Annotated in this window: 26 protein-coding genes and 1 riboswitch; of the genes, 12 read left to right on the forward strand and 14 right to left on the reverse strand. The window is 38.3% G+C overall.

Annotated elements, in window-relative coordinates:
• Positions 1–80: 80 nt before the first annotated feature.
• Entirely contained in the window at positions 81–539 is a 459-nt protein-coding gene (locus tag H9648_RS07150; RefSeq protein WP_191753178.1) for a hypothetical protein, read from the forward strand.
• A gap of 90 nt (positions 540–629) precedes the next feature.
• Here H9648_RS07150 and H9648_RS07155 read toward each other — a convergent pair whose 3' ends face one another.
• The 7 genes from H9648_RS07155 to H9648_RS07185 form a co-directional block, all read right to left on the reverse strand.
• The gene (locus H9648_RS07155; RefSeq protein ID WP_191753179.1) at positions 630–1,742 is read right to left on the reverse strand and encodes a GerAB/ArcD/ProY family transporter; all 1,113 of its coding nucleotides are present in this window, start codon (positions 1,740–1,742) and stop codon (positions 630–632) included.
• Between the two features lie 138 nt (positions 1,743–1,880).
• A complete protein-coding gene (locus H9648_RS07160; RefSeq protein ID WP_225218763.1) occupies positions 1,881–3,233 on the reverse strand; it encodes a TrkH family potassium uptake protein in 1,353 nt (450 codons plus the stop codon).
• A gap of 3 nt (positions 3,234–3,236) precedes the next feature.
• A complete protein-coding gene (locus H9648_RS07165) occupies positions 3,237–3,893 on the reverse strand; it encodes a potassium channel family protein (protein WP_191753180.1) in 657 nt (218 codons plus the stop codon).
• 139 nt (positions 3,894–4,032) lie between these two features.
• A riboswitch (cyclic di-AMP (ydaO/yuaA leader) is annotated at positions 4,033–4,188 on the reverse strand.
• Between the two features lie 78 nt (positions 4,189–4,266).
• Complete coding sequence (locus H9648_RS07170; RefSeq protein WP_191753181.1) at positions 4,267–5,049, reverse strand: undecaprenyl-diphosphate phosphatase; 783 nt, start codon at positions 5,047–5,049, stop codon at positions 4,267–4,269.
• Positions 5,050–5,157: 108 nt separating this feature from the next.
• Positions 5,158–6,660: a cardiolipin synthase gene (gene cls, locus H9648_RS07175; RefSeq protein ID WP_191753182.1), complete on the reverse strand. Its 1,503-nt coding sequence runs from the start codon at positions 6,658–6,660 to the stop codon at positions 5,158–5,160.
• A gap of 350 nt (positions 6,661–7,010) precedes the next feature.
• Complete coding sequence (gene spoIIP, locus H9648_RS07180; RefSeq protein ID WP_191753183.1) at positions 7,011–8,162, reverse strand: stage II sporulation protein P; 1,152 nt, start codon at positions 8,160–8,162, stop codon at positions 7,011–7,013.
• Positions 8,163–8,308: 146 nt separating this feature from the next.
• Entirely contained in the window at positions 8,309–8,776 is a 468-nt protein-coding gene (locus tag H9648_RS07185; protein ID WP_191753184.1) for a MarR family winged helix-turn-helix transcriptional regulator, read from the reverse strand.
• A 173-nt stretch (positions 8,777–8,949) separates the two neighbouring features.
• Here H9648_RS07185 and H9648_RS07190 point away from each other — a divergent pair, with 173 nt between their 5' ends.
• From H9648_RS07190 to H9648_RS07200, 3 genes are read left to right on the forward strand one after another with little or no spacing between them, the layout of a single operon-like run.
• The gene (locus tag H9648_RS07190) at positions 8,950–9,543 is read left to right on the forward strand and encodes an ArsR/SmtB family transcription factor (RefSeq protein WP_191753185.1); all 594 of its coding nucleotides are present in this window, start codon (positions 8,950–8,952) and stop codon (positions 9,541–9,543) included.
• Between the two features lie 4 nt (positions 9,544–9,547).
• The gene (locus H9648_RS07195) at positions 9,548–10,795 is read left to right on the forward strand and encodes an MFS transporter (protein WP_191753186.1); all 1,248 of its coding nucleotides are present in this window, start codon (positions 9,548–9,550) and stop codon (positions 10,793–10,795) included.
• 9 nt (positions 10,796–10,804) lie between these two features.
• Complete coding sequence (locus H9648_RS07200; protein WP_191753187.1) at positions 10,805–11,803, forward strand: NAD-dependent epimerase/dehydratase family protein; 999 nt, start codon at positions 10,805–10,807, stop codon at positions 11,801–11,803.
• 266 nt (positions 11,804–12,069) lie between these two features.
• On the opposite strand, the gene H9648_RS07205 is transcribed toward H9648_RS07200, so the two are convergent.
• On the reverse strand, positions 12,070–12,699 hold the full coding sequence (locus tag H9648_RS07205) for a GumC domain-containing protein (protein ID WP_191753188.1): 630 nt from the start codon (positions 12,697–12,699) through the stop codon (positions 12,070–12,072).
• Positions 12,700–13,030: 331 nt separating this feature from the next.
• Between H9648_RS07205 and H9648_RS07210 the strand changes: the two genes are divergently transcribed.
• The gene (locus tag H9648_RS07210; protein WP_191753189.1) at positions 13,031–13,564 is read left to right on the forward strand and encodes a histidine phosphatase family protein; all 534 of its coding nucleotides are present in this window, start codon (positions 13,031–13,033) and stop codon (positions 13,562–13,564) included.
• A gap of 88 nt (positions 13,565–13,652) precedes the next feature.
• Complete coding sequence (locus H9648_RS07215; protein ID WP_191753190.1) at positions 13,653–14,270, forward strand: CAP domain-containing protein; 618 nt, start codon at positions 13,653–13,655, stop codon at positions 14,268–14,270.
• Positions 14,271–14,325: 55 nt separating this feature from the next.
• Here H9648_RS07215 and H9648_RS07220 read toward each other — a convergent pair whose 3' ends face one another.
• The 4 genes from H9648_RS07220 to H9648_RS07235 form a co-directional block, all read right to left on the reverse strand.
• Entirely contained in the window at positions 14,326–15,747 is a 1,422-nt protein-coding gene (locus H9648_RS07220; protein WP_191753191.1) for an ATP-binding protein, read from the reverse strand.
• A 259-nt stretch (positions 15,748–16,006) separates the two neighbouring features.
• Positions 16,007–16,558, reverse strand: coding sequence for a TlpA disulfide reductase family protein (locus tag H9648_RS07225; protein ID WP_191753192.1), 552 nt, complete (start codon positions 16,556–16,558; stop codon positions 16,007–16,009).
• A gap of 175 nt (positions 16,559–16,733) precedes the next feature.
• A complete protein-coding gene (locus H9648_RS07230; RefSeq protein ID WP_191753257.1) occupies positions 16,734–17,489 on the reverse strand; it encodes an anti-sigma factor in 756 nt (251 codons plus the stop codon).
• The gene (locus H9648_RS07235) at positions 17,467–18,039 is read right to left on the reverse strand and encodes an RNA polymerase sigma factor (RefSeq protein WP_191753193.1); all 573 of its coding nucleotides are present in this window, start codon (positions 18,037–18,039) and stop codon (positions 17,467–17,469) included. The genes H9648_RS07230 and H9648_RS07235 overlap by 23 nt, the downstream gene beginning before the upstream one ends.
• A gap of 223 nt (positions 18,040–18,262) precedes the next feature.
• On the opposite strand from H9648_RS07235, the gene motA reads away from it, so the two are divergent.
• Entirely contained in the window at positions 18,263–19,048 is a 786-nt protein-coding gene (gene motA, locus H9648_RS07240) for a flagellar motor stator protein MotA (RefSeq protein WP_137790478.1), read from the forward strand.
• Positions 19,038–19,814, forward strand: a complete 777-nt coding sequence (gene motB / locus H9648_RS07245) for a flagellar motor protein MotB (RefSeq protein ID WP_404825662.1) — start codon at positions 19,038–19,040, stop codon at positions 19,812–19,814. The genes motA and motB overlap by 11 nt, the downstream gene beginning before the upstream one ends.
• 241 nt (positions 19,815–20,055) lie before the next feature.
• Here motB and H9648_RS07250 read toward each other — a convergent pair whose 3' ends face one another.
• Positions 20,056–21,321 carry a M48 family metallopeptidase gene (locus tag H9648_RS07250; RefSeq protein ID WP_225218764.1) on the reverse strand — a complete coding sequence of 422 codons (1,266 nt, stop codon included), beginning with the start codon at positions 21,319–21,321 and terminating at the stop codon, positions 20,056–20,058.
• Positions 21,322–21,408: 87 nt separating this feature from the next.
• Entirely contained in the window at positions 21,409–22,236 is an 828-nt protein-coding gene (locus H9648_RS07255; RefSeq protein ID WP_191753195.1) for an HAD family hydrolase, read from the reverse strand.
• Between the two features lie 143 nt (positions 22,237–22,379).
• Between H9648_RS07255 and H9648_RS07260 the strand changes: the two genes are divergently transcribed.
• The 4 genes from H9648_RS07260 (at position 22,380) to H9648_RS07275 (ending at position 25,476) form a co-directional block, all read left to right on the forward strand.
• Positions 22,380–22,784, forward strand: coding sequence for a GntR family transcriptional regulator (locus tag H9648_RS07260; RefSeq protein WP_191753196.1), 405 nt, complete (start codon positions 22,380–22,382; stop codon positions 22,782–22,784).
• Complete coding sequence (locus H9648_RS07265) at positions 22,768–23,652, forward strand: ABC transporter ATP-binding protein (RefSeq protein ID WP_191753197.1); 885 nt, start codon at positions 22,768–22,770, stop codon at positions 23,650–23,652. The genes H9648_RS07260 and H9648_RS07265 overlap by 17 nt, the downstream gene beginning before the upstream one ends.
• Complete coding sequence (locus H9648_RS07270; RefSeq protein WP_191753198.1) at positions 23,642–24,691, forward strand: ABC-2 transporter permease; 1,050 nt, start codon at positions 23,642–23,644, stop codon at positions 24,689–24,691. Before H9648_RS07265 ends, H9648_RS07270 begins: the two co-directional genes overlap by 11 nt.
• A 92-nt stretch (positions 24,692–24,783) precedes the next feature.
• Positions 24,784–25,476, forward strand: a complete 693-nt coding sequence (locus H9648_RS07275) for a YetF domain-containing protein (protein ID WP_191753199.1) — start codon at positions 24,784–24,786, stop codon at positions 25,474–25,476.
• Positions 25,477–25,559 lie beyond the last annotated feature (83 nt).

The following is a 25,559-nucleotide window of genomic DNA, read 5'->3' on the forward strand; positions in this document are numbered from 1 at the left end:
TAAAGAAATTGACACGTATAATCTATCAAACTAGCGGTAAGAATGGTAGTAAGAAAATATAACGGAATGAGGGTTGTTACATGTTAAACGTACAAAAAGAAATTGCACTTGCTTCAATGTCACGCACACCACAGTTCGAGGAAGATGTGAATGACTTTTTTATCGCTTATGACAAAGGACATAACCCGTTACTTCTCTTACCTACTACAAAAGGTTTTCTTCCTGAAGGACAGGTATACGCGATCGCATTTATTAAAAAAGAAAATAATTCATATCAATTTATTCTTTCAGATAAAATTATGCCTTTTTCGATGGATGAGGCGACGCTCATTCATGATCAGCTCGGTTTCTTCTTCGGTCCTGACAATAATATGCTTTCTTCCTTTTTTAAAGGGGATACGTATGGTGCATATGTAATATGGACAAAGCATATGGTCACTCAATTGATCAACGAGACGCTTCAGAATTGGCACAACACATCAGATGATTCACAGCGTGAAAAGCATAAAACGCGTCTCACTATGCTTCTTCAAGCCTAAGTAAAACTAATAAAACTGACTGCTAACTTTCCTCTTTCCAAAGTGCAACAGATTGAGGAACATAACAGTCAGTTTTTTAATTGTGGTGGATCATGTATTAGGCGATGCTTGTTCTTTATTATTTTTCTTAATATGTTTTTTAATAAAAGTCATGATAAATAAAAGCGGAATATAACTTATGGCTAAATAAAAACCAATCTTGTTCGTATAGTTATTGAGCATGTTGATTTTCAGGCGAGTATCTAAATAATAGCAAGCAGCTAAAGTAATCGCTAATAATATAATCAGTGTGATATGCTGTCGAATGTTCAACATAAGTTTGGCCACACGGCTCGAACACCAGATAGCCAGTGTAATATTTGGTAAGATCACAAGACACCACATCGAAACGAAAACAAAATCGAATCGTTCCACAAATGAAACTTGGACGATTTTCACCATAGATAGTGTTGCCCAAATATTTCTAGACAACTGCTCCTCGCTAAAGAAGGCAAACGAAAACAAAGTGACTAACAAGTACATCATAAATGTAAAAAGATTAGCATGATGGGCAAACTTTTGAGAACGCTTTGCATTTTTAATAAACGGATAAAAAACAAGAAGTGTTTCAAAACCAAGATAGCTCAACATCATATTTTTCGTAGCTGACATGTAATCCTTGATACTTTCATCGAATACAGGCAGAAGATTTGAAAAATGAGTGAATTCCAGTGGATACACTAATAAAACGATCAACCCTAATGGAATAACCACCCCTAAAAAGCAGATTCCCGCCACCGTTCGAAAACCGGAAGAAACGACGTAGTACGTTAATACAAGGAACACTGCAGCGATCTTCCATGTACTTAATGTAGGAAACATCCATACTTGTATGACTTCAATATAAGTTCTTAGTACAGTGATCGACCAAAGCAGAAAATAGAGAAGCAAAAATAGGTTGAATAGATTGCCTAGAAAACCGCCAAACAACGTTTTATGTGTGTTCACGATATCTCCATCGCCATTATCAAGTACGTAATAGATCATCCAGATTAAAATATGTACAAAAACAGCAGCGATGATAACCGAAATCCAAGAATCATAACCTGCGTATTTAGCAATGATCCGCTGATACCCAAGAACCCCCACCCCTACTTGTTCAGAATGGATGAGAAAAAAGACAAGAAAAGGAGAAACGAGAAAAGCTTCTTTAATTTTTTGCATAACGGTTTCTCTTCCTCTCTCTTTAAAGTAGCATTGAAATCTTGTTTAGCTTTCCCAAGAGGAAGTCAATTAACCCATAAATAACCAAAAAAGCTAATGCAGAATGAAGGAAATTCCTTCATTGCATTAGCCTCTTTTTTACCCAGTGAACACTTCACCATCTGGATATCTAATATTATCTTTTGTTTGTTTAGCTAGACTGAACGCCAGCGTTAGCGGTCCTAATTTACCGAAAACCATTACCACACAGATTACAATTTTCCCGATGACTGTAAGATCTGGGGTCAGACCCATACTTAATCCAACTGTTCCAAAGGCAGACACGACTTCAAACACGATCACCATGAATGAAGTATCTTTCTGTACATATGTGATAATAAGTAATGCGGCAAAAATGAACAAGATAGATATGGTCGTAATCGCAAGAGCTCTGTAGACCACTGCATTTCGAATGGTTCTTTTCATAACCACTGTATCATCTTTACCTTTTAAGAAAGCTGCAACCGTAAAGATAATAACGACAAACGTTGTCAGCTTAATTCCTCCACCAGTTGAAGTACTCCCCGCTCCAACAAACATCAATAGAATCATTAATAGAGATGTATCTGGATTGATGGCCGTCATATCAATCGAGTTAAATCCTGCTGTTCTCGGTGTTACACCTTGAAAATACGAAGCCCAGAATTGTTCAGCACCTGAAAGCATTCCAATGGTCTTAGGATTATTAAATTCAAATAAGTAGAAGAACAAGATTGCTACAATATTTAAAATCAAAGTAGACAGCAACATCACTCTTGTGTGAAGAGAAAGTTTTTTCCAGCTACGGCTCACCCAAATATCAACCAAAACGGTAAATCCAATTCCCCCTGTTATAAACAGAAACGATATGACGATGTTCACCATCGGATCTCCTACATAACCCATTAGACCGTCAGACCACAATGAGAACCCTGCATTGTTGTATGCTGATATAACATGAAAAATGCTATAGTAGATTCCTTTACTAACACCAAAGTCTGGAACAAGCCTTAGTGATAGAAAAAAGATGGCGATAATCTGGATGCTGATTGAAAATACAAACAGATTTCGAACTAAACGGATTACCCCGCCTATAGAAGGCTGGTTGAGTGCTTCTTGCATCAGAACACGCTGTTTGATGGATATTTTCCTCCCCATCATAATAACGACTAATGAAGCAAAAGACATGACCCCAAGTCCTCCGACTTGGATTAAGAACAAGATGACGATCTCACCAAAGAGGGTGAACGTCGAGCCAGGATCAACAGTGGCTAAGCCTGTTACTGTTGCTGCTGAAGTTGCAATAAAAAAAGCATCAACCCACGATAACGTTTTTTCATGGGCAATAGGAAGCTTTAACAAACACATCCCGACGAAAATAAGAAATAAAAATAGTAACGCTAAAAACTGAGGAGGGTTCAATTTTATTGGGTTGTGCAAAAAACGTTTATGCTTTCTAACATGTAGTGCCAATGCTTACACTTCCTCATCCTCAAATCGGTTTAGATCTTCGTTACGACCGATCACAACAAGTATATCCCCATATTGAAGAGATACATCAGCAATTGGTGAAACGAGTATCTCATCTCCGCGTTTGATTGCCACGATATTACATCCAAAGCGTGCACGAACATCAAGATCTGTTAGCGTCCGATTCACTAACTTATCCGTTACACCAATCTCAACAATACTGTGTTCATGCGATAGCTCAATAAAGTCAATAATCTTTTCAGATGAAATGAGTTGAGCAACGCGAAGCGCCATATCACGCTCTGGGTGGATAATACGGTCTGCTCCTAGCTTTTCCAACACTTTATGATGATAGTCATTCTGTGCTTTTACCCATACTTTTTGAACGCCTGCTTCTTTTAAAAGTAAAGTGGTTAGAATGCTCGCTTGAATGTCTTCCCCGATCGAAACGATAACTTGAGTAAAATTTCGAATCCCTAAAGACTTCATTACATTTTCATCCGTTGAGTTGGCTTGAACGGCTTGTGTAGCTATTGTTGCAAACTCATTTACTCTTTCCATGTCTTTATCTATAGCTAGAACATCATAGCCCATCGTCGCAAATTCTCGACAGATGCTGCCTCCAAAACGTCCTAATCCGATTACTGCAAACTGTTTTTTCATTATGGTCTCCCCTTAAAATCCATGAAGTTTTTGCTTCGTTGTTTTCTAGCCTTACTGGTTAAGAGGTATACAAATTTAAGTTAAAAAACGCAAAAAAAGACCACACAAAAAAGCGGGTCCGGTTTTCCACCAAATTGACCTCTCCAGTGACATGACGCTTACGGGGTTAGCTGTCGGATTAGGGATTGGAGTATCCCTTTTTGCAAATAGAGCAAAATTCACCCCAAAAGATTGGTTCCCCCGTTTTACAGTAGTTTTTCCATAAAAATAACTGTAAATTCAGCGATCTAAAGCCTGCTAAATTTTGAATTACATATACTGTAATCCTCTATCTTTTAAAAGTCAATCCATTTTTTTAGTGTTAACAAATACTTTACATTTTACCTGAAAATTGAAGGATCAATACAACGATTCCTATCATCCACACATAAATGGCAAATCCTTTTAACGTACCAGTTTGAAGGAGTTTAATCATCCACTTTACTGCCACATATCCAAATAGAGCCGATGCTAAAGTACCGATCAATAATGCTGAATAAGAGATAGGAGGATGTCCACCAGTAAATAGATCTTTTGACTGCAATACTACTCCTCCTGCGATAGATGGTATGGATAATAAAAAGGAAAAATAGGCGGCTGCTTTTTTATCGATCTTGCAAAAGAGCGCTGCTGCAATCGTTAGACCCGATCGTGAAATAGCTGGAAGAATCGCTGCACCTTGAAATGTACCGATCACAAGTGCATCCCGTATTGAGATATCTTCAATCCCTTTATATCCATTTCGCTTATAAGAATCAGCCCACCAAAGCAAAAAACCTGTTATCAAGAACTCCCATCCAACCGTGACCCCCGTTTTTGAGATCTCTTCAAAAAAATCTTTAAATGCTAGTCCGATAACAGCGGTTGGAATCGTACCAGCAATAAGCAGAACTCCCGTTTTGCTGAAGGGTCTTTTTATTACTTCTAGAATTTCTCTCCAATAAACCGTCATCACAGCAATAAGTGTTCCTATATGAAGCATGCTATCAAGAAACAATCCGGCTTCTTCTAGCTGAAACACTTGCCTGCCAAGCAACAGATGGCCTGTAGAACTTACAGGTAAAAATTCAGTTACTCCTTGCACAATGCCTAATATTAAGGCCTCAAGCCAATCCATAAAAAAATCCCCCTCACCTAACACGGTCTCGTACAACCTATTCCTGAGGGGGATTTTCTATTCTTGTTTTTTATTGCATTATAACCGATTTCAGACAACCAGCTGAGATTAGAGGACACCTGAGAACAGACGAGCAAACGATTCTTTTGTGCGTTCCCACAAACCTCTTTTGTAAAACTCAACAGGTCTCACTTTTACAGATTCCACCATATCTTCTTCGTATTGCTCTACAAGATCATGGACAGATGCTGTATTCAGCAAGAACACGTTCACTTCAAAGTTAAGGTGAAAACTTCTCATGTCCATATTGGCAGTACCGATCGAAGCGGTATCACCATCAATGATGATTACCTTTTGATGAAGGAATCCTTTTTTGTAGGAATAGATCTCTATTCCCGCACGCAAAAGCTCTGGAAAATAGGAGCGCGTCGCATATTGGGTCAAGAATCCATCGTTGATCTCAGGAACCAATAATCGAACCTGGACTCCTTTTTTTGCTGCCACTCTCAATGCCGTTCGAATCGCTTCATTTGGAACAAAATATGGCGTTGCGATCCATATGGATTTCTCTGCACATGAGATCAAAGAATAGAATAGATCACTCATGATCCCTAGCTGGGTGTCCGGACCACTTGCTACAACATGAACAGTTCCGTCTCCTTCGGCAGGGTATGCGGTTGTAAGGTGATTATCTTCTAAAAGATCTTCTCCACAAACATACTCCCAATCCATTAAGAAGATCGCATGAAGAACTTGAACAGCTTCTCCTTCCATAACCATATGTGTATCGCGCCAGAAACCAATTTCAGGATCTTCTCCTAAATACTCAACACCTACATTCAAGCCTCCGACAAATCCAACCTTTCCATCAATAATGATAATCTTACGATGGTTTCTGAAATTAAGTTTTTGATTGAAAAAGCCATATCGAACAGGTAGGAATGCTTCCACTAAAATTCCTGCTTTTTTCATTCTGTCGATGTCATATTGCTGAAGAGAAAGACTTCCTATTCCATCAAACAAAAATCTAACTTTTACACCTTCATTGGCTTTTTTTATTAAAAGGTCAATAATGTCTTTGCCAAGGCGATCTGAACGAAAGATATAATACTGAATATGTATATACTCCTTGGCTTCTTCTAGTCTTGCAAAGATTTCAGGAAACGTCTCTTGGCCATTCTTTAAAATTTTTGAACTTGTTTTTCTGTTTAATCGCGTTAGGGTAATGTGGTGAGCGTGTGTTGCAAAACACTGCTGATGCCTTTTTAAATCACTAAAGTCTGGTTTTTCTTCTTGTTTCGATACTCGGATCCACTCATCCCTGTCTTTTTTTCTTTTAGATTTGAATAGATGACCTTTTAGATAAAGCTGACCTGAGTACAGATAGAACATATAACCGATAAACGGAAACAGAATCAATACATAAATCCATAGAAGTGTATGTTGAGCTGTTCTGTTCTCAAGCATTAGCGAATAAATCGTATAAAGAATCACTGCGATGTAAAGGAGCCCAAATACCGTTTTGATTACTACATATCCTTCTGCAAAGAAAACGATGTATAAACAGACAAGTAATAATAGTGTGAGGAAAAATTCCCATATTCGTTTCATGCACGTGCTCCTTTTTACCAATCTTCTCTTTCTCTCTTTTATTCCCTTCCCCTTGTAATTAAAACAAGTGTCTTCTCTCTTTTTATACCATTTTTTTATAGGATTTGCAGATTTGACTGCTTCTATGAATAACGTTGCGAGAATACGCTATGGGGTATAGAATCCACAAATTAATCGGAAGAATCCACGAGTTTCGACCCTTAATCAAGAAATTTGATGCTCCAATCCACAAATTTTGCTCATTTATCCGCAAGTCGACAAACCAAGAGTAATTTTCTCAGTTCCCATACGCTGCACAAACGAAAGACTCTAGAGGTTTTATCGTCTCTAGAGTCTTTTTCTATACTAAATTATTCTTTTTTCGCTCCATTTTCTTTCCAATAGTACTCTGCAACAGCATCTGCTACAGCTTCTGCACTTCTATACAGCTCACTCATGTTGTTGTCTACACCACCAAATTCAATTAAAAGCGCATTTTCCGAAAGGTCTTGATTATAGACCCCGTTCCCAGTAGTTTTGTTTTTGCCAATTACCCCACGGCTTAATCCTGGATATTTTTTATTTAGTATCGCATTAATTTCCTCGGCAGCTTTTTGATTTTTTTCATAATTAGGATTAGCTTTTCCAATTACAAAAAGCGTACGTGCGTAAGATTTTCCATCAATTTCAGTCGTTGTGGCTTTTCCTCTTAGGGAATCCCTGTGCAAATCAAAGATTAAATCAATATCTTTGTTGCTCGCCATCGCACTTTGAACCAGTGTTCGTGACATCGGATAGCTCTTTCTATAGTCTGTGTTATTCTTCCTCAAAAGCTCCGTCATGTTTGTCATATCGACGGATGTTCCAATTCCTCTCGCCTCTAATTCCTCACCGAGTTTTTTCCCTACCATCGTGATGTTTACTTTAGAATGAATGGCATGATCAGGATTGGTTACTCCTTTTAAGTGAGGTAAGAACGATTCCCAGCTGTGCGAATGATAGATATAAGCTATTTTTTTTCCGCTCGTTGTTTGACCTGGTGGGTTCTCTGAATCAGATGGATCAGGATCTTCTAACCGCTCGATATCTTGAACTTCCGCTTCCTCACCACTTAATAGAAGTTCCATCGGTGGTGGTGACTCATACGCTAAGTTTGTATAATCCGTTCCTTCCCCAGCAACAATGATTGTTGAATCATAGAGCGCAAAGCCAGGAAGTTCGTTTCCTAACAGACTTCGGATATCACCAGGCTTGATGCTTGTTGTTAATTCAAACAATACACTTGATAAAGCAGGCGGTTCACTTTCTTTTGGAAGCTCTTGCGTGAAATATCGGTTTTCCCAACCTATGAAATAGACAAGTGCTTCTCCAGAAAATTCCGTTAACCACTTATGCATGGTTGATGAACTCAATCGATATTTGTGCTCAAAGGATGTGATAAAGCTAGTGGCAACAACGATAAATAGCATGGCTCCAGCAAGTAATAATGGTAAACGCTTCATATTCAATTGCGGGGTGAACATGTATAGCCCTCCACTTCTGTTAACGTTTCTATCACATCCTATGCAATGAAGAATTTAAATAGAATCCAATCTATGAAAAAATAATAGAGAACTTCTGTACGACTCATTCACTAATACTATTTAAGGCACAAAAAAAAACCAGTTCTTCAACTGGTTTTTGATGTAAGGACGATCTCGTCTGGGTTTGAATGATTTCCGCTAGCAAGCTTTTCATAAATATCGATAAAAATACCTAATTCCTCTGGAGATAAGTGATTTAGATAGCTACTTATTGAATCAACTCTCTCATTTTCAGCCTCTCGTAAAATTTCATGTCCTTCGTCAGTAATCTCTAAATAAACAATACGACGGTCAAGGTCACTACGGTAACGACTTACAAATCCACGCTTGTACAAACGATCCGCACCAACAGTTATCGCACTCGGTTTTACACCCATATAGTCAGCCAATTTTGAAACGGTCCATTTATTTCTGATACACAACGTCTTCAAAAGTACAAACTGTGTTTTCGTTAACTCCTTTTCTATAGCAATCTCCGGGTGTAAACGCTTTGACACAATGTAATGCACTTTCTCCAATCTCTCCACATAGGACTTCAAATCCTTATTCCCCATACTATGAACCTCCAGCCTCTAAGTTGTAATGCGAATATTATACTAACATTATACAAGAATTTTCATAACATTTGAACTATTATTTACAAATAATGTGTAAAAGAGTTGACGACTTGCATATATTTAGGATATATTACATTCAAATAAATTTGAACGTTTCAGGAGTGTTGAACATGAAAGAAATTTATCACATACGCGAAGTTGAGCAGTTAAAGGTTATCTCAGACCCCCTCCGCATCAAAATCCTTTGGGAGATTTTAGAGGAAGCGAAGACGGGAAAGATTTTATCCGATCTATTAGAAGTCCCTGCACCAAAGATTCATTATCATCTAAAAGAACTTGAACGGGTTGGTTTGATAAACGTTGAAAGAACAGAAGAAAAGAATGGCATTATACAAAAGTTCTACAGACCTGTTGCTCATTCATTTTCAATTGCAGAAATATTGCCTGATCAACGGCATGCAGTGAAAGAAGAACTCTCTGATGCACTAAAGGAGAATATATTAGTTTCTCTAGAAAAAACGAAGTCTATGGTGCGCAAATTAGATCCTGAAGTACTAGCTTATACAGATTCTCCTCTTAAATTTGGTTATAGACATGTAAAGCTTTCTTCTGATCAAGTAAAACTGCTACATGACAAAGCAAAAGAAATATCAGACTTAATTTCAGAATTTAAAAAGAATGAGAGTGACGATGGTGAGATCTATCATTACTTTATGCTCTCATTTCCTTTGAAAGAGACACCCTATCCGGAAGAGGAGCTCTAGTAAGATGGCCGAAACAATAGCTGTACACCAGAAAAGTGAAACAGAATCCCTATTCAGAAAGCGTTCTTTTTTATTCATATGGGCGATAACGATTTGTTCTTCTTTTTCAATCGCCATTTTTCAATTTTCACAGAGCTGGTATGTTGTGAAGACTCTAGATAAAGAAGCCTCACTCGGCATTGTATTTATTGCAGCCAACGTTCCTCGTATTTTATTTATGGCTATCGGAGGCGTTCTAGCAGATCGAGTAAGTCGAACGAAAATTTTATTCGTCGCTAACTTTTTAAGAACCATTTTGTTAGTTGGCTTGTTAATCATGCTTGCAACAGGACATCTCTCCCTCCTCTCTTTTATCATTTTCGGTTTGTTTTTTGGAGCACTCGATGCTTTCGTCTGGCCAGCAAACGGATCTCTACTGCCTAATGTTGTCGACCAGTCTCAATTAACACGTGCAAATTCTGTCATTCAGACCACCCAACAAAGCTCACTAATCCTTGGTCCGATGATCGGAGGTCTTCTTGTTGCAAGTAGTGGAGGATACATGCTCTCGTTCGGTGTACCCGCTGTGATGCTGCTACTCGCTGCCATTCTTGCTTATTTGCTAAATGTCCCTGCTACCATTAGTTCGAGCACAGCAAAACCAGGCATGTGGCAATCTATAAAAGAAGGAATTGATGTAGTAAGACAATCTGCTTTTTTAAAGGCGCTCTTTCTTAGTACGATATTTCTTAACGTTTTCGTCATCGGGCCTTTAATGATGGGTTTGCCGATCTTCGTTAAAAACGTGCTCGACGGAAGCGCACTTGAATTTAGCTTTATCGAAGGGGCTATGGCTCTAGGCATGCTCATTAGTTCCGTTATCATAGGTATCCTAAACGTTAAAAAAAGACGTGGTCTGATGGTGACAGTCTCTTTATTCGCCATGAATATTTTCTTTTTCTTATTTAGTCAAAGTTCCAGCCTATATGCTTGTATGTTGACTATTTTCTTGATTGGAATTACGTTCCCCGCAACGAATATTCCACTCATATCAGCAATTCAGTCTTCCGTTGATAAGACCTTGCTAGGAAGATTGATGGGCTTGCTTACCATGGCAAGTATGGGGCTTGCTCCTTTATCACTTGCAGCAACATCCATGTTAATCTCTTATGGCTTTGCTATTGAAAACATTATGTCTGGGGGTGCACTCTCTTTAATTGTTGTTAATCTTTTGATCATGTGGAAACTTCCTGCTTTAAGAAAAATGGAATAGGTGGTGTAGATGATGAAAGTATTACTTATTGGCGGCACTCGTTTTTTAGGAAAACATGTAGCAGATTCTTTTAACAAAAATCATCATGAAGTGACTTTGTTTCATAGAGGGAAAACAGCAAAAGAAGGTGTAACTGAAAACGTTCATGAGATTATCGGTGACAGAGATCTCGATATGTCCTTACTGGAAAATGAATCATGGGACATTGTAGTTGATACGTGTGGTTATTTTCCTAAACAAGTTCACAAATCAGCTGAAGCACTCAACAAAGAAGGAACTTTCTACATTTTTGTTTCGTCCGTATCTGTTTATGAAGATCAGTCCGTTCGAAACATTACGGAGGAAGCGAAAACCGCTAACCTTATTGATCCAAGCATTACTGAGATCGGTGAACATTACGGTGCCCTTAAAGCGGCTTGTGAACAAGAGGTTTTAGAGGTATTCGGTGAGAATGCTTTGATCGTGCGTCCAGGTTTGATTGTTGGCCCCCATGATTACACGGATCGTTTCACGTATTGGCCAGACAGAGGTGTTCGAGGCGGAGAAATCTTAATCCCTGAGATGAAAGATCCGACTGTTCGATTCATTGATGTTCGTGATCTATCAAATTGGATCGTACGGATGGCTGAGAATAAGGAGAACGGGATCTATCAAGCTGTTGGAGGTGTGTATGATTTCAATGAGTTTGTTCAAAAATGTATGCGGAGTCAAGAACACTCGACAATCGTGCCTGTGTCCGAATCCTTCTTGTTAAAGGAGAACGTTGGAGAATGGGTTGAGTTGCCGCTCTGGATCTCAAGTGAAGATTATCGTGGTCTTGATTATGCGGATGATTCCAAAGCGATAAACAAAGGATTGATTTTCCGACCGATAGAAGAAACGATAAAAGATACTGCAGATTGGTCTCAAAGCCGAAACTTAAATCCAGATGACTGGAAAGCAGGCTTACATCCTGATAAAGAAAAGAAGCTTCTAAAAAAATGGAACGAAAGTGTAAAGTTAAGCTAAAGAGAAATAATTTCTTTTATTATTCAAAAATACATGAATGCCCATGGCACTTGTCCATACCATTTGTCTCCTGGGGACATATAGTATGATTGTGAGATACAAAATCTCTCCTGTTGGCAAGAGGCCGGCAGAGCAATTCCCTACCCCCCATTTCTTCATCATGCGTTCGGTTTTCTTTACCATAATCCTTTTTTAAGGATTATGGCTTTTTTTTATAGATAAAAAGGGAGTATATTCAGCTCACTCCCTTTTAACACACAGACTTCTTATCTTGGAAAACGCTTAGGATCATCATTAAAATGGATATATTTCTTTAGATGATCAGGCAGTTCACCTTTTTGAAAAACATGTTGAATATCAGAGAGCGGAATCTCTAATCGTGCCAATGAAGGATATAACGGAAGAATTTCTTTTGGTTCATAAGATTGCTGGTAACTGGTGATCGCTTCATTCGTCTCTTTTTCAACAGATTGACGATACGCATGAATCTCTTGTATCTGTTTGACCATCATCAAGTACTCTGCTTTTAAACGTTCAAGCTGATGTATTTTCTTTTCCATACTATTCTTTGCAGTGTCTAATTCTCTATTGCGTGAGGAATATACGGTTTTCAAATACTCAGACAATCGGTCATCTCGGTTTTCTTTTAATTCATCCAGCTGTTCCATGGCATTTCGTTCTTTCTCCATAGCTAACAAGTATTTATTCTTTACTTCTGTTAAATCATCCATCGTGATTTTTGAGTTTCTTACACCGTATGAATTTAATAACTCTTCATATTCGTTTGAAGACCATTCTTTTTGTTTATGTAGTTGCTGCCACTTTTCTTGAGCGCGAGCAATATCGATATCGTATTCTTTTTTCATTTGCTTAAAATGGTTTAATTCAGGATACATAACAATCTCCCTTCGAGTTTCTACATTCATAGTATTCGGGAGGGATTTTGGTTTAACGTCTCGAAAGTTTAAACAACCGTTTAAATGGGATGCTTGTTTAGGAAGTCTGTAGGTTCTTGAAAGTTATTGATTTCCGTTCCAGGTTGCTCGCTTTCCGGGGGGCGGGCGGTGAGCCCCTCGCCGCTACGCGCCATTGAGGGTCTCACCTGTCCCACTCGTCCCCCAGGAGTCTCGCACCTTACACTACAATCAAATTTTCAATGAAGACTAATAAAAAACGTACTAAGCATCAACATTTTAGTGAGTACTTATGTAGAAAGAAGGAAGATCAATGAAGATTACGGCTATTAGACATTGCAAAGCGGACGGTCAGGAAAGCCTTGCTGCTCTCACTGCTGAAGGGAAGCAGCAAGCTAAGGAATTAGCTACCTTTTTAGAGGGGCAGCTTTATGATTGTGTGGTCTCGAGTCCATTCAAAAGAGCCATCGACACCATTAAACCTTTTGCAGAGTTAAGTGAGCAATCTATAAAGATAGATGAACGATTGGCTGAACGTATTCTTTCTGCTGAAGCTGACCCCAATTGGCGAAGTAATCTAGAACGTACATATATAGATGAACATCTAAAGTTTCCAGGTGGCGAGTCCACATTTGAAGCAAAGCAAAGAATCTCTTCCTTCATTAATGACTTGCAAACTGAATCCTATAAATCCGTCCTGATTGTTACGCATGGAAATCTGCTTAGCTTGATGATTAATTTGTTTGATCCATCATTCGGTTTCAAGGAATGGGAGCTTCTCTCTAATCCTGATGTGTATCTTATTGATGTTTCTCTAAAAGATGTATCCAAGCTGTGGGTGTCTTAAACTGGTACATAATTCCAGACCCCCAACCCTCCTCATAAAATCCCGAAACATGTACACGTAAGATAAATTATTAGGAGGGAAACATCTTATGAAAAAATTAGTAGTAGCATCAGTATTAGGCGCTTCCCTATTCGGCGCAAACGCAGGAATCTCAGAAGCGGCATCTTCATGCCCATTCGCTTCTTTAAATAATAATCAAACTCAACAAGCTCAGGCAGCTCCAGCTCCACAACAGCAACAACAAGCTGCACCAGCACCAGCTCCACAACAAGAGCAAGCAAAAGCTCCAGCTGAAGCAGCACCAAAAGCTGAAGCAGGTGCAGAACTAACTGCACAAGAGAAACAAATGTTAGATCTAGTAAACCAAGAGCGTGAAAAACAAGGATTACCAGCACTTAAAGCTGATCCTGAATTAACAAAAGTTGCTCGCGTTAAAGCAAAAGATATGATCGACAACAACTATTTCGACCACAATTCACCAACTTACGGTTCTCCATTTGATATGATGAAGAAGTTTGGTGTTGAATATAATACAGCTGGTGAGAACCTTGCAGGTAATTCATCTGTAGACGGTGCTCACACTAGCTTAATGAACTCTCAAGGTCACCGTGAGAATATCCTTAAGTCTGAATACACTAGCGTTGGTATCGGTGTAGTAGATGGTGGACAATACGGTAAAATGTTCGTTCAAATGTTTAAAGGATAATAAATATTAAAAAGCTTTCCCACTGCGGGAAAGCTTTTTTCGTTCGTCTAGGTCATTAATGAATGGGAATCGTAATGGTGAACATCGTGCCTTTTCCTTTTTTACTTTTCACATCTAATCTCCCGTTATGATGCTTGATGATGTTTGTGCTTACCATCAAACCTAAGCCTGTACCTTCGTCTTTTGTCGTAAAAAAGGGTTTACCGATCTTCTTCATGACCGTTTCATCCATACCGCATCCATAGTCACGAATTTGAACATGAAGAAAATCTTTATTTCTAGATAACTTCATGTTAATCTCTACACAATCTCCAACAGCAGAAGCTTCGATCGCGTTCTTTAAAAAGTTGATGAACACTTGTTTAAGCTGCATAGGATCACAAAAAACAAGTGGGATCTGATCTTCTAAATCTTTTTTGATCTCGATGTTCTTCATAATAGCTTGTGTGTTCAACAAGTCTACAGTGTCGTTAATAATATCGGTCACACTTGACATCATAAAATTTTGTGAATTGCTTTTAGATAGGACTAAAAACTCCTTGATGATATGTTCAATTCGATCAACCTCAGTAAGGATTATCGTTAAATATTGATCGAATTCATCCGTTTGATTTTGGATGAGTTGAACAAAACCTTTTAAAGAAGTTAAAGGATTGCGTATTTCATGTGCTACGCCTGCTGCAAGCTCTCCCACAACATTTAACGCTTCCGCTTTTAATAATTTTTGTTCTGTAAGCTTCTGATCTGTCACATCTTTTAAAATTGTAACATGTAAGTGATCTACGATATCTTTCTCACAAGAATATTGGATTTCTTTCACCAGACCATCTGGTGTCTTGTAACGGAACTCTCCTTCAATCTTTTTTCCATTCAAAACTTCTTTCCATTTCTTTCGGATTAACTCTTTACCATTTCCTACAAAAAATTGGTCTGCACTGATACCTATGAGTTCTTCTTTAGAAAGTTGTAATAGTTCGCAAGCACGGTCGTTCACTTCGGCAATCTCCATATTTGAACGACATAGAACAATCGCTTCTAGTGCATGATTAAACAACTGTTTAAACTTTTTAAAATTTTGAAATGTTATGCGTTCTTCCTCTCTAATCGATGTTATATAGGATGTTCCCACAACCTCTATAACATCATGATTATTTCCTGTTATAGGATAAAGAGTCGTGCGGATACTTCTGACGCCTAAAAGAATATCTGTTGTTTGGATCGAACCTGAAAATGCTCTTTCTAATGGTTCGGTCCACTCGGCCATTAACTCTTTGTTATATAGGTCATGTAGGTTTGTTCCTGGTGCAGGTTTTATGGACACACCTAGTTCATCAAGCATAGAACCTACAGAATAGGTGTACTTATATTCACCCTCACCATCTCTTCTCAAACCGAAAAAATGGATAGGACAATGACTAAGAGAATGGTGAAAATCGGCAATACGTTTAATTTCGACTTCTTCATATTGCTTGTTCATTAATTAGTCCCCTTTTTATTTACAGAATTTCCTGATCTGTTGCTCGGGCTATTATGAGATTTAACCACTTCATCTTTATTTTCACTAAACTTTTTTATTCGACAAAATTATTGTTTTCCCTATTGGACAACTTTCCCATTTTTTACAATCACCTATACAGGTCTTTTGAAGTGTTTTCCCAAATAAACTAAATCATCTTAAAAAGAAATTAAACAAAAAAGCCTTCTACCAAAATTGGTCAAAGGCTTTAAAACAATAATTACCTATTCATCTTGTTGATTTCATCCTTCATGAAGTCGTAATCCATTGGACCTATATGTGAATTACTGATCATTCCTTCTTCATCGATAAAATAGCTAGTAGGAATCGATACGGCTCTAAACTGTTTTCCTATTGTATTCTTTTCATCTAGAGGAATGGGGAAAGACAGCTCATATTCTTTCACAAACTTGCTTACTTTCTCTGTATTTGTTTCAGAGTACTCCAGATTAACTGCTAAAATTTCAACATCTTTGTTCTTATAATCTCTATAGAACTTCTCCATTTCGGGCATTTCCTCCCTGCATGGCGGACACCATGTAGCCCAAAAGTTCACAATTACTTTTTTTCCACGATAATCCTTTAGATCGACTTGCTTTCCGTCTAGCGTTACTAATGAAAAGGTTGGTGCTGTGCTTCCTTGTTTTAGTCCAGTATTTTCTTCTTCCTTAACTTCAGTTCGTGGTTCTTCCTTCTTATCGATAGCTGTATAAAATGCTAGACCAATCAATCCAGCAAATAGAAGAAGGATCGCGATTGATTTTATTCTCAATATAATTCCTCATTTCCAATTGGTTCACTAAAATTCATTATAGAGGATTTCATACTGCAACTGCAAAGTTCCTCCTACGCTCATAAGTAAAGAGTGACAAGCGTAAAAGCGGGTCATTTGTCCTGAAAATTAGAAAAGACAACAACTTATGTTTAAGTTGTTGTCTCCCGGGTACTTATAAATTAGAGGCCATCACAATCGTGCCAACTGGCTTTTTACTGTTTGGAGTTGGTTCATGCGAGATTGCAACTGCATCCCAATTGTGTTCACCTTCAAATTTCACGGGGAACACCACTGCACCGTTTCCATTTTCGTCTGGTGTGAAAGTGCCAGCTCGATAAGGTTTGTCTCCTTCAATCAGCCAAACCTGATAAGTCTCGGTTCCTTTGACCTGAGTTAGATTATTCGTCTGAACAACAAGGTTCATCGTATCATTCTCTTGTACCATTGATGCTACACCTGTTGAATCTGTCTCTTCAGACGCAAGTTGAACTGTCTTGAACGTTTTGTTGATCTGCTCTTCGATCACCTGTTCATTTTTGTTGTTCTCATTAAATAGATAAGCATTCGTACCAAGTGATAACAATAGACCAGCTGCAAGTAAACCTTGCATCCATGGTTTTGATTTGCGTTGGGTAATAGGAGAAACCTTTGCTGGGAATTCCTCAGTTTTGTTAACAGACTGCTTTTCTTCATGTGTGAAGTTTGAGTGAGAAGCCGTAACATTTGTTAAAATACGTTCTTTCATACCAACCGGAGGTTGTGCCTCTTCTGATAAATATGGAAGATCAGCTGTTAGGTCTTGCCATTCTGCCCATTCTTCTTGACATGCATCGCATTGCTTTAAGTGTTTTTCAAAGGCATCTTTTTCTTTACCTTCTAGCAAGCCATTATAATATTCCAGCAGATTATCGCAAGTTTTCTGTTCCATATTTATCCCTCCTCTCTCGATAGATCTTTTTTAAATGTTTCAGTGCTAAACGAATCCTTCCTTTTACTGTACCGAGAGGAATGTTCTTTCGCTCTGCAATGTCTGATTGTGAATAGCCTTTGAAATAGAACATCTCTACAATATCTTGCTGCTCTTCTGTTAAAGAAGAAACGGCTTCCTTCAGGCTCTCTCTTTCCTCGTTCCATGTAACGGTCTCTTCTACACTCTCAGTTCGTTCGTAATCTATATCTTTTTCTAAAATCTCAACTTCATTTTTTTGCTGCTTTCGTATTAGATCAATACAGGCATTTCGTGTAACGGTTAAAAGCCATGAAGAAAATTTCCCTTTATCCTCTGAATAGAGTCCCTTTTTTCGCCACAGTTTCATAAAAACGTCTTGAACAGCCTCTTCGGCTAACTCTTTTTGCCTCAACATTTTAAATGAAAAAGAAAACAATAGCTTCTCATATCGATCATACAGCATTTCAAGGGCTTCTTTATTTTCTTCTTGAACTTTTAGATAAAGTTCGTAATCAGAAGTTCTACCCATCTTTTGTCTCCTTTACTGCTCACAGAATAAATCTATCATATCAAAATGAGGCAGTATTTGTCTTTTTTTACGATGGATGTATAAAGATAACGTTAAATAAAGCAATTTGGATCACATTTTTTCCAACTTTTATCATTAAGTTTCCCTTTATCTTTCCGATATAAAAGAAAATATAGTTCGAGAAAAAGATACAGAATTTAAAGATAAAGTGAGGAACATCATTATGGATCGCACAACATTAATCGGAGTCATTCTAGGCATATTGGCTGTAGGTGTCGGAATGTTTTTAAAAGGCGCAAGTCCGACAGCCTTATTGAACCCAGCTGCATTGCTTATTATATTTGCCGGAACTGCAGCAGCTATCCTCATCGCATTTCCGTTGAACGAAATCAAAAAGATTCCTGCTCTTTTCAAGATTTTATTTAAGGAACAAAAGCTCATCGATATGAAAGAGCTTGTAACGATTTTTATTGAATGGGCAACCGTCGCTCGTAAAGAAGGATTGCTCGCATTAGAACCTAAAGCTGAAGAAGTGGATGATCCGTTCCTTCAACAAGGAATTAAGATGATCGTGGATGGTCAGCCTCCTGAATTTATTAAAGATGTCTTAATGAAAGACTTAGAAACGATGGAAGAACGTCATGCGAGCAACGCCACGATCTTTACGCAAGCAGGTACATATGCACCGACTCTTGGCGTATTAGGTGCGGTAGTTGGATTGGTTGCAGCACTTGGAAATATGGCCGACATCACCGCTTTAGGTAAAGCGATCTCAGCAGCCTTTATCGCTACTTTATTTGGTATTTTTTCTGGCTACGTACTGTGGCACCCTTTCGCTAACAAGTTAAAACGAAAATCAAAAAAAGAAATCATGATTAAAGAGATCATGATCGAAGGATTGTTATCTATTCAAGACGGAACTTCACCAAAAATTTTAGAAGAAAAATTGTTAACGTATATTCCAACTAGCGAACGTGATCAATACAAAGCAGGTGGTTCTGTTGGCTAAGAAGAAAAAGCATCATGATGAACATGTGGATGAATCTTGGCTCATTCCTTATGCAGACATGCTCACGCTTTTGTTGGCTTTGTTCATCGTATTGTTTGCTATGAGTGAGATTGATGCTCAAAAGTTCAAACAGATGGCAAGTGCTTTTCGAAATGAATTCACTGGCGGAACAGGCGTCATGGAAGAACAAGTACCCATTCCTTCTCCCGACTCTACTCCCATACCTGATGCTCAAAAAGAAGTCATATCTAAGGAAGAAAAAGAACAACTAGAAGCAGCAAAAAAAGAACTTGAACAATTAGAAGAGATGGAGAAAAAGATCAATGCCTATATTGAAACAAACAAACTTGATTCTAGTCTGCAAACAAAGCTGACAGAAAACGGCTTGTTGATCACCATCTTAGATAATGCTCTGTTCGACTCTGGAAGTGCTACAGTTAAGCCTGGATCTATTGAGATCGGGAAAAAACTTTCTGATCTACTCGTGACTACGCCACCACGAGATATTGTTATCGCTGGTCATACGGATAACGTTCCGATCAGCACGGCAAACTTTCAATCGAACTGGGAACTCAGCGCTTTAAGAGGGATCAACTTTATGCGCGTTCTGCTCGAGAATCCTTCATTGAAACCGAACCAAGTCAGTGCAAGCGGTTATGGAGAGTATCGTCCAAAGTCAGAGAATAAAACTCCAGAGGGTCGAGCAAAAAATCGTCGTGTAGAAGTACTGGTCCTGCCAAATGTTAGTTTGAAAGCTGTGCAGTGAACAAGCTAAGAGCATGTGATGGTGCGATATGTGGAGAAGCTAGGAAAAGTAGAGATGGAATATGGGAATCAATCATAAATTTTGAGGAACGATCATAAATCTCGAGAAGCGATCATAAATCCCGAGAATCGATCACAAACACATTTCACTCAACATTTTCTTCACTCCTCATCGAATACATCCACAAAAAACTGGCTCCTTGAAGTGGCATTTCCACTATCAAAGAAGCCAGTTTTTATTTTTATTCCATCCTTTTACTCGTTTTATAACTATCCAAGAAATGAATACGCTCCAGCATGGTCGGATGACCGTATAAAAACCATTTTACAATCTTCGGTGGGTTCACTTCGCTTAAAGAAACGGTCGCGAGTTCTTGGAAAGCCCCTACTGCAGCTTTCGGGTTGTTAGTCATCTGAATCGCATACAGATCAGCGTCACGTTCTGCTTTTCTCGAAACCGCATTCTCGACTGGAGATACAGCAAAGCTTAACAGAGAAAAGATCAATAGCAGTGCGGGAAGTGCCGCTAGATCTCCTATTCCTTTTATACCCCATGACTTTCCGTACTTCTCAACCCATTTTCGATAGATGATATTTCCGAGCCATAATCCTAAGAACGATAGGACAACAGATGAGATCAAGTTCCAATACAGATGGTTCATCACATAATGTCCAATCTCATGGGCCATTACGAACAAGACTTGGTTATCACTCAATTTATTTAGTGTTGTATCCCATAGGACGATTCGCAGGTTCGATCCGATTCCATTAACATAAGCATTTAATGCATTTGTTTTTTCAGACATGTTCACTTCATAAACATTTTCAGCCGGAATGTCAGCTCTTTCTGCTATATCTAAAATTTTTCCTTTTAGCACTTCATCCTGAAGCGGATAGAACTTGTTATACAAGGGATCAATTACAACGGGCTGAATAAAGTACAAGAACAAAGTAAATGGCACGGAAAGCAGCCACGCGTAAAGCCACCATCTTTTTTCGTATTTCTTGATCAACCAGTACATAACAGCGACCATCACAGTTGTTAACAGCCAGTTGATCCAGAAATCTACTAGTCCATCCCTCATCCAGCTGTGGAACGATTGAACGGATATATTGTAACTTTTGGAAACATTGAAACTGTAGTAGCGGAGTGGGAATGTTAACACCCAGCTAGCAAACGAAAGCAACAGCACGTAAAGACCTGTGTGTACAATAGAGAATCTTGTTAACCCGCTGGAAGCTTTTCGGAACCATTTAGATAATCCGAACCCTAGAACAAACAGATAGATCAACCATTCGAGCGGCACAGAAATAAAGTAGATGAAATCTTTGATCCTTGAAAAATCAGTGCTAAGTTCTAGTTCACGGTCAGTCATAAAGACTGCTGGATCCGCAGCAGATCCTTTTAGATCAACAGGCAAGTTTGCGTCTGCTCCTTGAAACAAGTAAAACCACATCAAACCCGCGTATATAGCAAAGCCGATTACAAACCATAACGATTTTTTCAAAGCATGCGCCCCCCTTTATTACCTACTATAAAGTGTAGGGCGATTTGTCCAAATTAGAACAAGCTTTCATAAAATACTTTGAGAATCTTAGAGAGCATTGGCTAACGTTGGAACGACATGAAGGTTTTCATGCTCTACTTCAGTGGAATTAGGCTGAATGTATACCGCTCTTAATCCCATTAAAAGTGCTGGTGCGATTTCATTAATAAAATTATCACCAATCGATACTGCTTCATGTGGCTGTATGCCGTATTCATTCAATATCGACTTTAATTTTTCTTTTGTCTTTAACGGCTTTTCACTCTCCGTATAAAGAGCATGAAACAGGTCATGAAGCTCTAACTCATGTAACAAGCGTTTCACATCTTCTCTTTCACTGTTCGTTAAGAGGACTACCTTTTTCTTCTCTTTTAAACGTTGTAATGCCTGTTTAAGACCTGGTGTTTTCGATAGCTGGAACTGATCGGTTACCATATAATTTTTTGTAGCGTTGTAGCATTCCCACGTATCTGCTTGTTTCAGGCCGAAATGCATAGCTGTAGCATATGGCAGCCACCATCCATCACCAATCGCAATCAATCGTTCGAAGTCATACACAAGTTCCCCTGAGAATTCTGCTCTTACTCTATCCTGTGACCACTCTTCTCCATCAAAGGATGTTACTTTTGTTACTTGCAGTGTCATAGGATCAACCGTAATACTTGCATCATTCTTGATATCATACACTTTACCGATCGCAACGGGATGTGTTCCTTTCTTCATATTTTCATATGTATCCCAAAAAGCTTTCTGTTTCTCATCAGACACTCTTTGTTGTAACAAACGGCAGTAATAATCAAAATGGTCTGTATCTTCATATAACGTTCCGTCCAAGTCAAAAATAAGTAACTTTGCATCATCAATAATCGATTTCACGTCTCATCCCTCCTTCTTTCATTGTAGTAATCCTACTCAAAAAAAGTAAAGAAATGTACGTTGACATAAATTTACTAATCTTGTATGTTATAAGTGTACTATACACAGTAATACACACATATAGTATATAAAGGTGGGATAACATGATATTAAATTTAGATCCCCGAAGCAATACACCTATATGGGAACAAGTCGTTCATCAGATCAAGGAATTGATCTTGCGAGAAATTTTGTTGCCAGAAGAAAAATTGCCTTCGGTACGCGAACTATCAGGAACATTACTGATCAATCCAAATACAGTGAGTAAGGCTTATCAAGAATTAGAGCGCCAAGGGATTATTGAGACCTTGAGAGGCAAAGGCACGTTCGTTTCCGCTTCTATCATACCTAAAGCAGATGATCAGAAGATTATGGAACTGAAACAACAGCTGAAACAGCTATTTATTGAAGCTTCCTATCTAGGTATCGATCACCAAACATTATCAAAGTGGTTGAAAAACTATTCAGAAGAGCTTGGGGGTAAAGACAATCATGCTGAGAGTGAATAATATCAGTAAAACGATAGAAGGGTCTCAAGTGTTAGACCATGTGAACATTACACTTGAACCAGGTACGATTGCAGGTTTGGTCGGAAGAAACGGTGTTGGAAAGTCTACGCTGCTTCGTGTAATCGCAGGGATATTAGATCCAGATGAGGGGCAAGTGCTCTTTAATGATACAAATATTCATCAAAATCCTGAGATCAAACAAAAGATTACGTATGTACCTGACTCAACTGAGATTTTAAAGAGCTATAGCGTTAAAGAGATCGTAAAGCTTTATGATGCGATTTATGAAGATTTTGATATTGTGTACTTCTACTCTCTTCTAGACCGCTTTAAACTTCCTAAGAATAAAAAGATTAGAACATACTCCAAAGGAATGAAGGCGCTGTTCTTAATGATCCTTTCTTTTTCAACGAAATCGGATCTGATCATTTTAGATGAACCAACAAATGGACTTGATCCTATCGTGAAAAGAAATATCTTGCAATTTATTATTGAAGAAGTGAGCGAGCGACAGCTATGCGTCCTCATCTCTACTCATCATCTAGAGGAAGTAGAGAAGATGGCAGATGTTCTTATCATGATTAAAGAAGGACGAATTGAATCCACAACCTCTATCGAGGATGCGAAAACATCGTTCCGTAAAGTTCAAGTTGTTTACAAACACTCTTTGCCTGAAAAGATTGAGCAATTGAACAACGTGAACATCATAAATCAAACAGGACGTGTCTATACATTGATGATCAAAGGTAACATTGACGCGACACTTGAAAAGTTGAATCAGGAGAACCCATTATTACTAGAAGAACTACCTATGACACTCGAAGATATTTTCATTTCAACACTTGGAGGTGAATCACATGTTTCATAAAGCATTGTGGATGAGGAACCAAAAACTTGGAAGCCCTGCTGTTTGGGGAATCTATATTTCGTTGTTTCTGTTTCTGCCGTATTCTTTTTTTGGAAAAGCCCAAACCATGTTAACTCAAAAAAATGATCCTTATGCGGATGCACCTGAAAACTATTTCTTAAACTTTCATTTTACTGGTGCAGATATCGTAGTTTTCTTATTTTTTATCGTAGGATTAGCTGCTCTTCTAGTTGGCAGTGAAAGAACGACTCATGCGACTGACCTAACGTTCTCACTCCCTTTTAAACGTAAAGATATCTTTCTATCAAAATGGATTTTTGGAGTAGGTCATATCATAACAGGTCTGTTAATTAACTTGCTATTATGTATGCTAATTGTAAAGTTTACTATTCTTTCAGAAGTAACAGATGCTGCATTTCTTTTGAAATTCATGTTGGTGGTTATTCCGTTCTCGATCGCTATTTTCTCTTTTAGTCTTTTTATTGGAACGATTGCAGGAAATTTAATTTCTCAACTAGTATTGAGTGGGATCTTTTTATTCTTTCCACTCGGTTTTATATCTCTTATAGTTTCATTTTTAGAATATCACGGGATTTCTATCAATCATAATTCACCATCTACTGTATTATTTAACGATTTGATCAACAGTTTCACACTGCCAATTCCTATTATAGAATTTCGTTATTATATAGATCTCTCAGATAATTCTTTTACTGATTCCTCACATATACCATATGTCATGTTACTGATCCCACTCGCTTATACGATTCTATCCGTAGCTTTTGGAACATGGCTCTTTAGCAGAACAAAGAACGAAAACAACGGTAGATTACTTGTTTTTGAAAAAGGAAGAGGATTCTTCACCTTTGGCGTTGTATTATGCTTTGCTCTAACATTCGGTATGTTAGGTGGCGGTATATTTGGCGACTATGATTCTAGATCACTTATTGGCTATTATCTATCCGCAGCAATAGGTGGCGTTTTAGCATTCTTTATGTTAAAAAAATTGATCCATTTCCGTATGCATTTTGGCAAATAAAGAGAAGAGCGGACAATATGTTCGCTCTTTTTTGTTTGTCTTATTTTACTTTGGGCATCCTGATAACAGCACATATTAAATGAGGGATGACGATGGAAGGAATCTTAATCACGATCTACCGAACAGTTCTAGGCTTTGCCTTTTTATTGATGCTCATGAGATTGCTCGGAAAAAAGCAGCTTGGTGAGCTTACTTTTTTTAACTATGCAACAGGTATCGCAATGGGAAATATCATCGGAGACATGGTCGTTCATAAAGAGATTACGGTTTGGGAAAGTTTGGCGTCTCTGAGCTTCTGGGCGTTGGCCGTGTTCGGCATAGAATTTCTCAATCGCCATTCCCCCCTGCTTACAAAACTAACTAAGAGTCAGCCGACTATCGTTATAAAAAAAGGGCAGATTATGCAAAAAGAGCTTAAACGCATGCAGATGTCTATGGATGACTTATTGATGCTGCTCAGGATCAGTGCGGTCTTTGATATTACTGAGGTAGAATATGCTGTCATGGAGCCTAACGGACAACTCAGTGTGTTAAAGAAGCCGCTCAAAGATTCTGTCACAAAAGAAGATCTAAACATACCGCCAGAAGCTCCGCAATATTTACCGGCTATGTTGATCTCGAACGGAGAAAAAATAGATCAGCCTTTTAAAGAATACAATTTGTCAGATGATTGGTTAGATCAGCAATTGAAGAGTGCGGGTTATCAAGATGTTAAAGAGGTCTTTTTCGCACAGCTGCAAGATGATGGGGAAGTCTTTTTTGTAAAAAAAGAAAAAAGCAGCTGAGATCAATGAACTGCACCCTGTCAAGTAGACAGTGAAAATAATAAAAACCAGCTAAGCGGCTTCAGCTCTATATTCTTTAGGGC

This window comes from Fictibacillus norfolkensis (assembly GCF_014836645.1).
Lineage (GTDB): Bacteria > Bacillota > Bacilli > Bacillales > Fictibacillaceae > Fictibacillus > Fictibacillus norfolkensis.

Coding starts and splice junctions, on each gene's coding strand:
- H9648_RS07210 (WP_191753189.1), top strand. CDS start 13,031: ATGAAGATTACGGCTATTAGACATTGCAAAGCGGACGGTCAGGAAAGC.
- H9648_RS07215 (WP_191753190.1), top strand. CDS start 13,653: ATGAAAAAATTAGTAGTAGCATCAGTATTAGGCGCTTCCCTATTCGGC.
- cls (WP_191753182.1), bottom strand. CDS start 6,660: ATGAAACGAATATGGGAATTTTTCCTCACACTATTATTACTTGTCTGT.
- motA (WP_137790478.1), top strand. CDS start 18,263: ATGGATCGCACAACATTAATCGGAGTCATTCTAGGCATATTGGCTGTA.
- H9648_RS07155 (WP_191753179.1), bottom strand. CDS start 1,742: ATGCAAAAAATTAAAGAAGCTTTTCTCGTTTCTCCTTTTCTTGTCTTT.
- H9648_RS07270 (WP_191753198.1), top strand. CDS start 23,642: ATGTTTCATAAAGCATTGTGGATGAGGAACCAAAAACTTGGAAGCCCT.
- H9648_RS07190 (WP_191753185.1), top strand. CDS start 8,950: ATGAAAGAAATTTATCACATACGCGAAGTTGAGCAGTTAAAGGTTATC.
- H9648_RS07220 (WP_191753191.1), bottom strand. CDS start 15,747: ATGAACAAGCAATATGAAGAAGTCGAAATTAAACGTATTGCCGATTTT.
- H9648_RS07170 (WP_191753181.1), bottom strand. CDS start 5,049: ATGGATTGGCTTGAGGCCTTAATATTAGGCATTGTGCAAGGAGTAACT.
- H9648_RS07235 (WP_191753193.1), bottom strand. CDS start 18,039: ATGGGTAGAACTTCTGATTACGAACTTTATCTAAAAGTTCAAGAAGAA.
- H9648_RS07260 (WP_191753196.1), top strand. CDS start 22,380: ATGATATTAAATTTAGATCCCCGAAGCAATACACCTATATGGGAACAA.
- H9648_RS07150 (WP_191753178.1), top strand. CDS start 81: ATGTTAAACGTACAAAAAGAAATTGCACTTGCTTCAATGTCACGCACA.
- H9648_RS07165 (WP_191753180.1), bottom strand. CDS start 3,893: ATGAAAAAACAGTTTGCAGTAATCGGATTAGGACGTTTTGGAGGCAGC.
- H9648_RS07185 (WP_191753184.1), bottom strand. CDS start 8,776: ATGGGGAATAAGGATTTGAAGTCCTATGTGGAGAGATTGGAGAAAGTG.
- H9648_RS07275 (WP_191753199.1), top strand. CDS start 24,784: ATGGAAGGAATCTTAATCACGATCTACCGAACAGTTCTAGGCTTTGCC.
- H9648_RS07200 (WP_191753187.1), top strand. CDS start 10,805: ATGATGAAAGTATTACTTATTGGCGGCACTCGTTTTTTAGGAAAACAT.
- H9648_RS07205 (WP_191753188.1), bottom strand. CDS start 12,699: ATGTATCCTGAATTAAACCATTTTAAGCAAATGAAAAAAGAATACGAT.
- H9648_RS07265 (WP_191753197.1), top strand. CDS start 22,768: ATGCTGAGAGTGAATAATATCAGTAAAACGATAGAAGGGTCTCAAGTG.
- H9648_RS07230 (WP_191753257.1), bottom strand. CDS start 17,489: ATGGAACAGAAAACTTGCGATAATCTGCTGGAATATTATAATGGCTTG.
- spoIIP (WP_191753183.1), bottom strand. CDS start 8,162: ATGTTCACCCCGCAATTGAATATGAAGCGTTTACCATTATTACTTGCT.
- H9648_RS07195 (WP_191753186.1), top strand. CDS start 9,548: ATGGCCGAAACAATAGCTGTACACCAGAAAAGTGAAACAGAATCCCTA.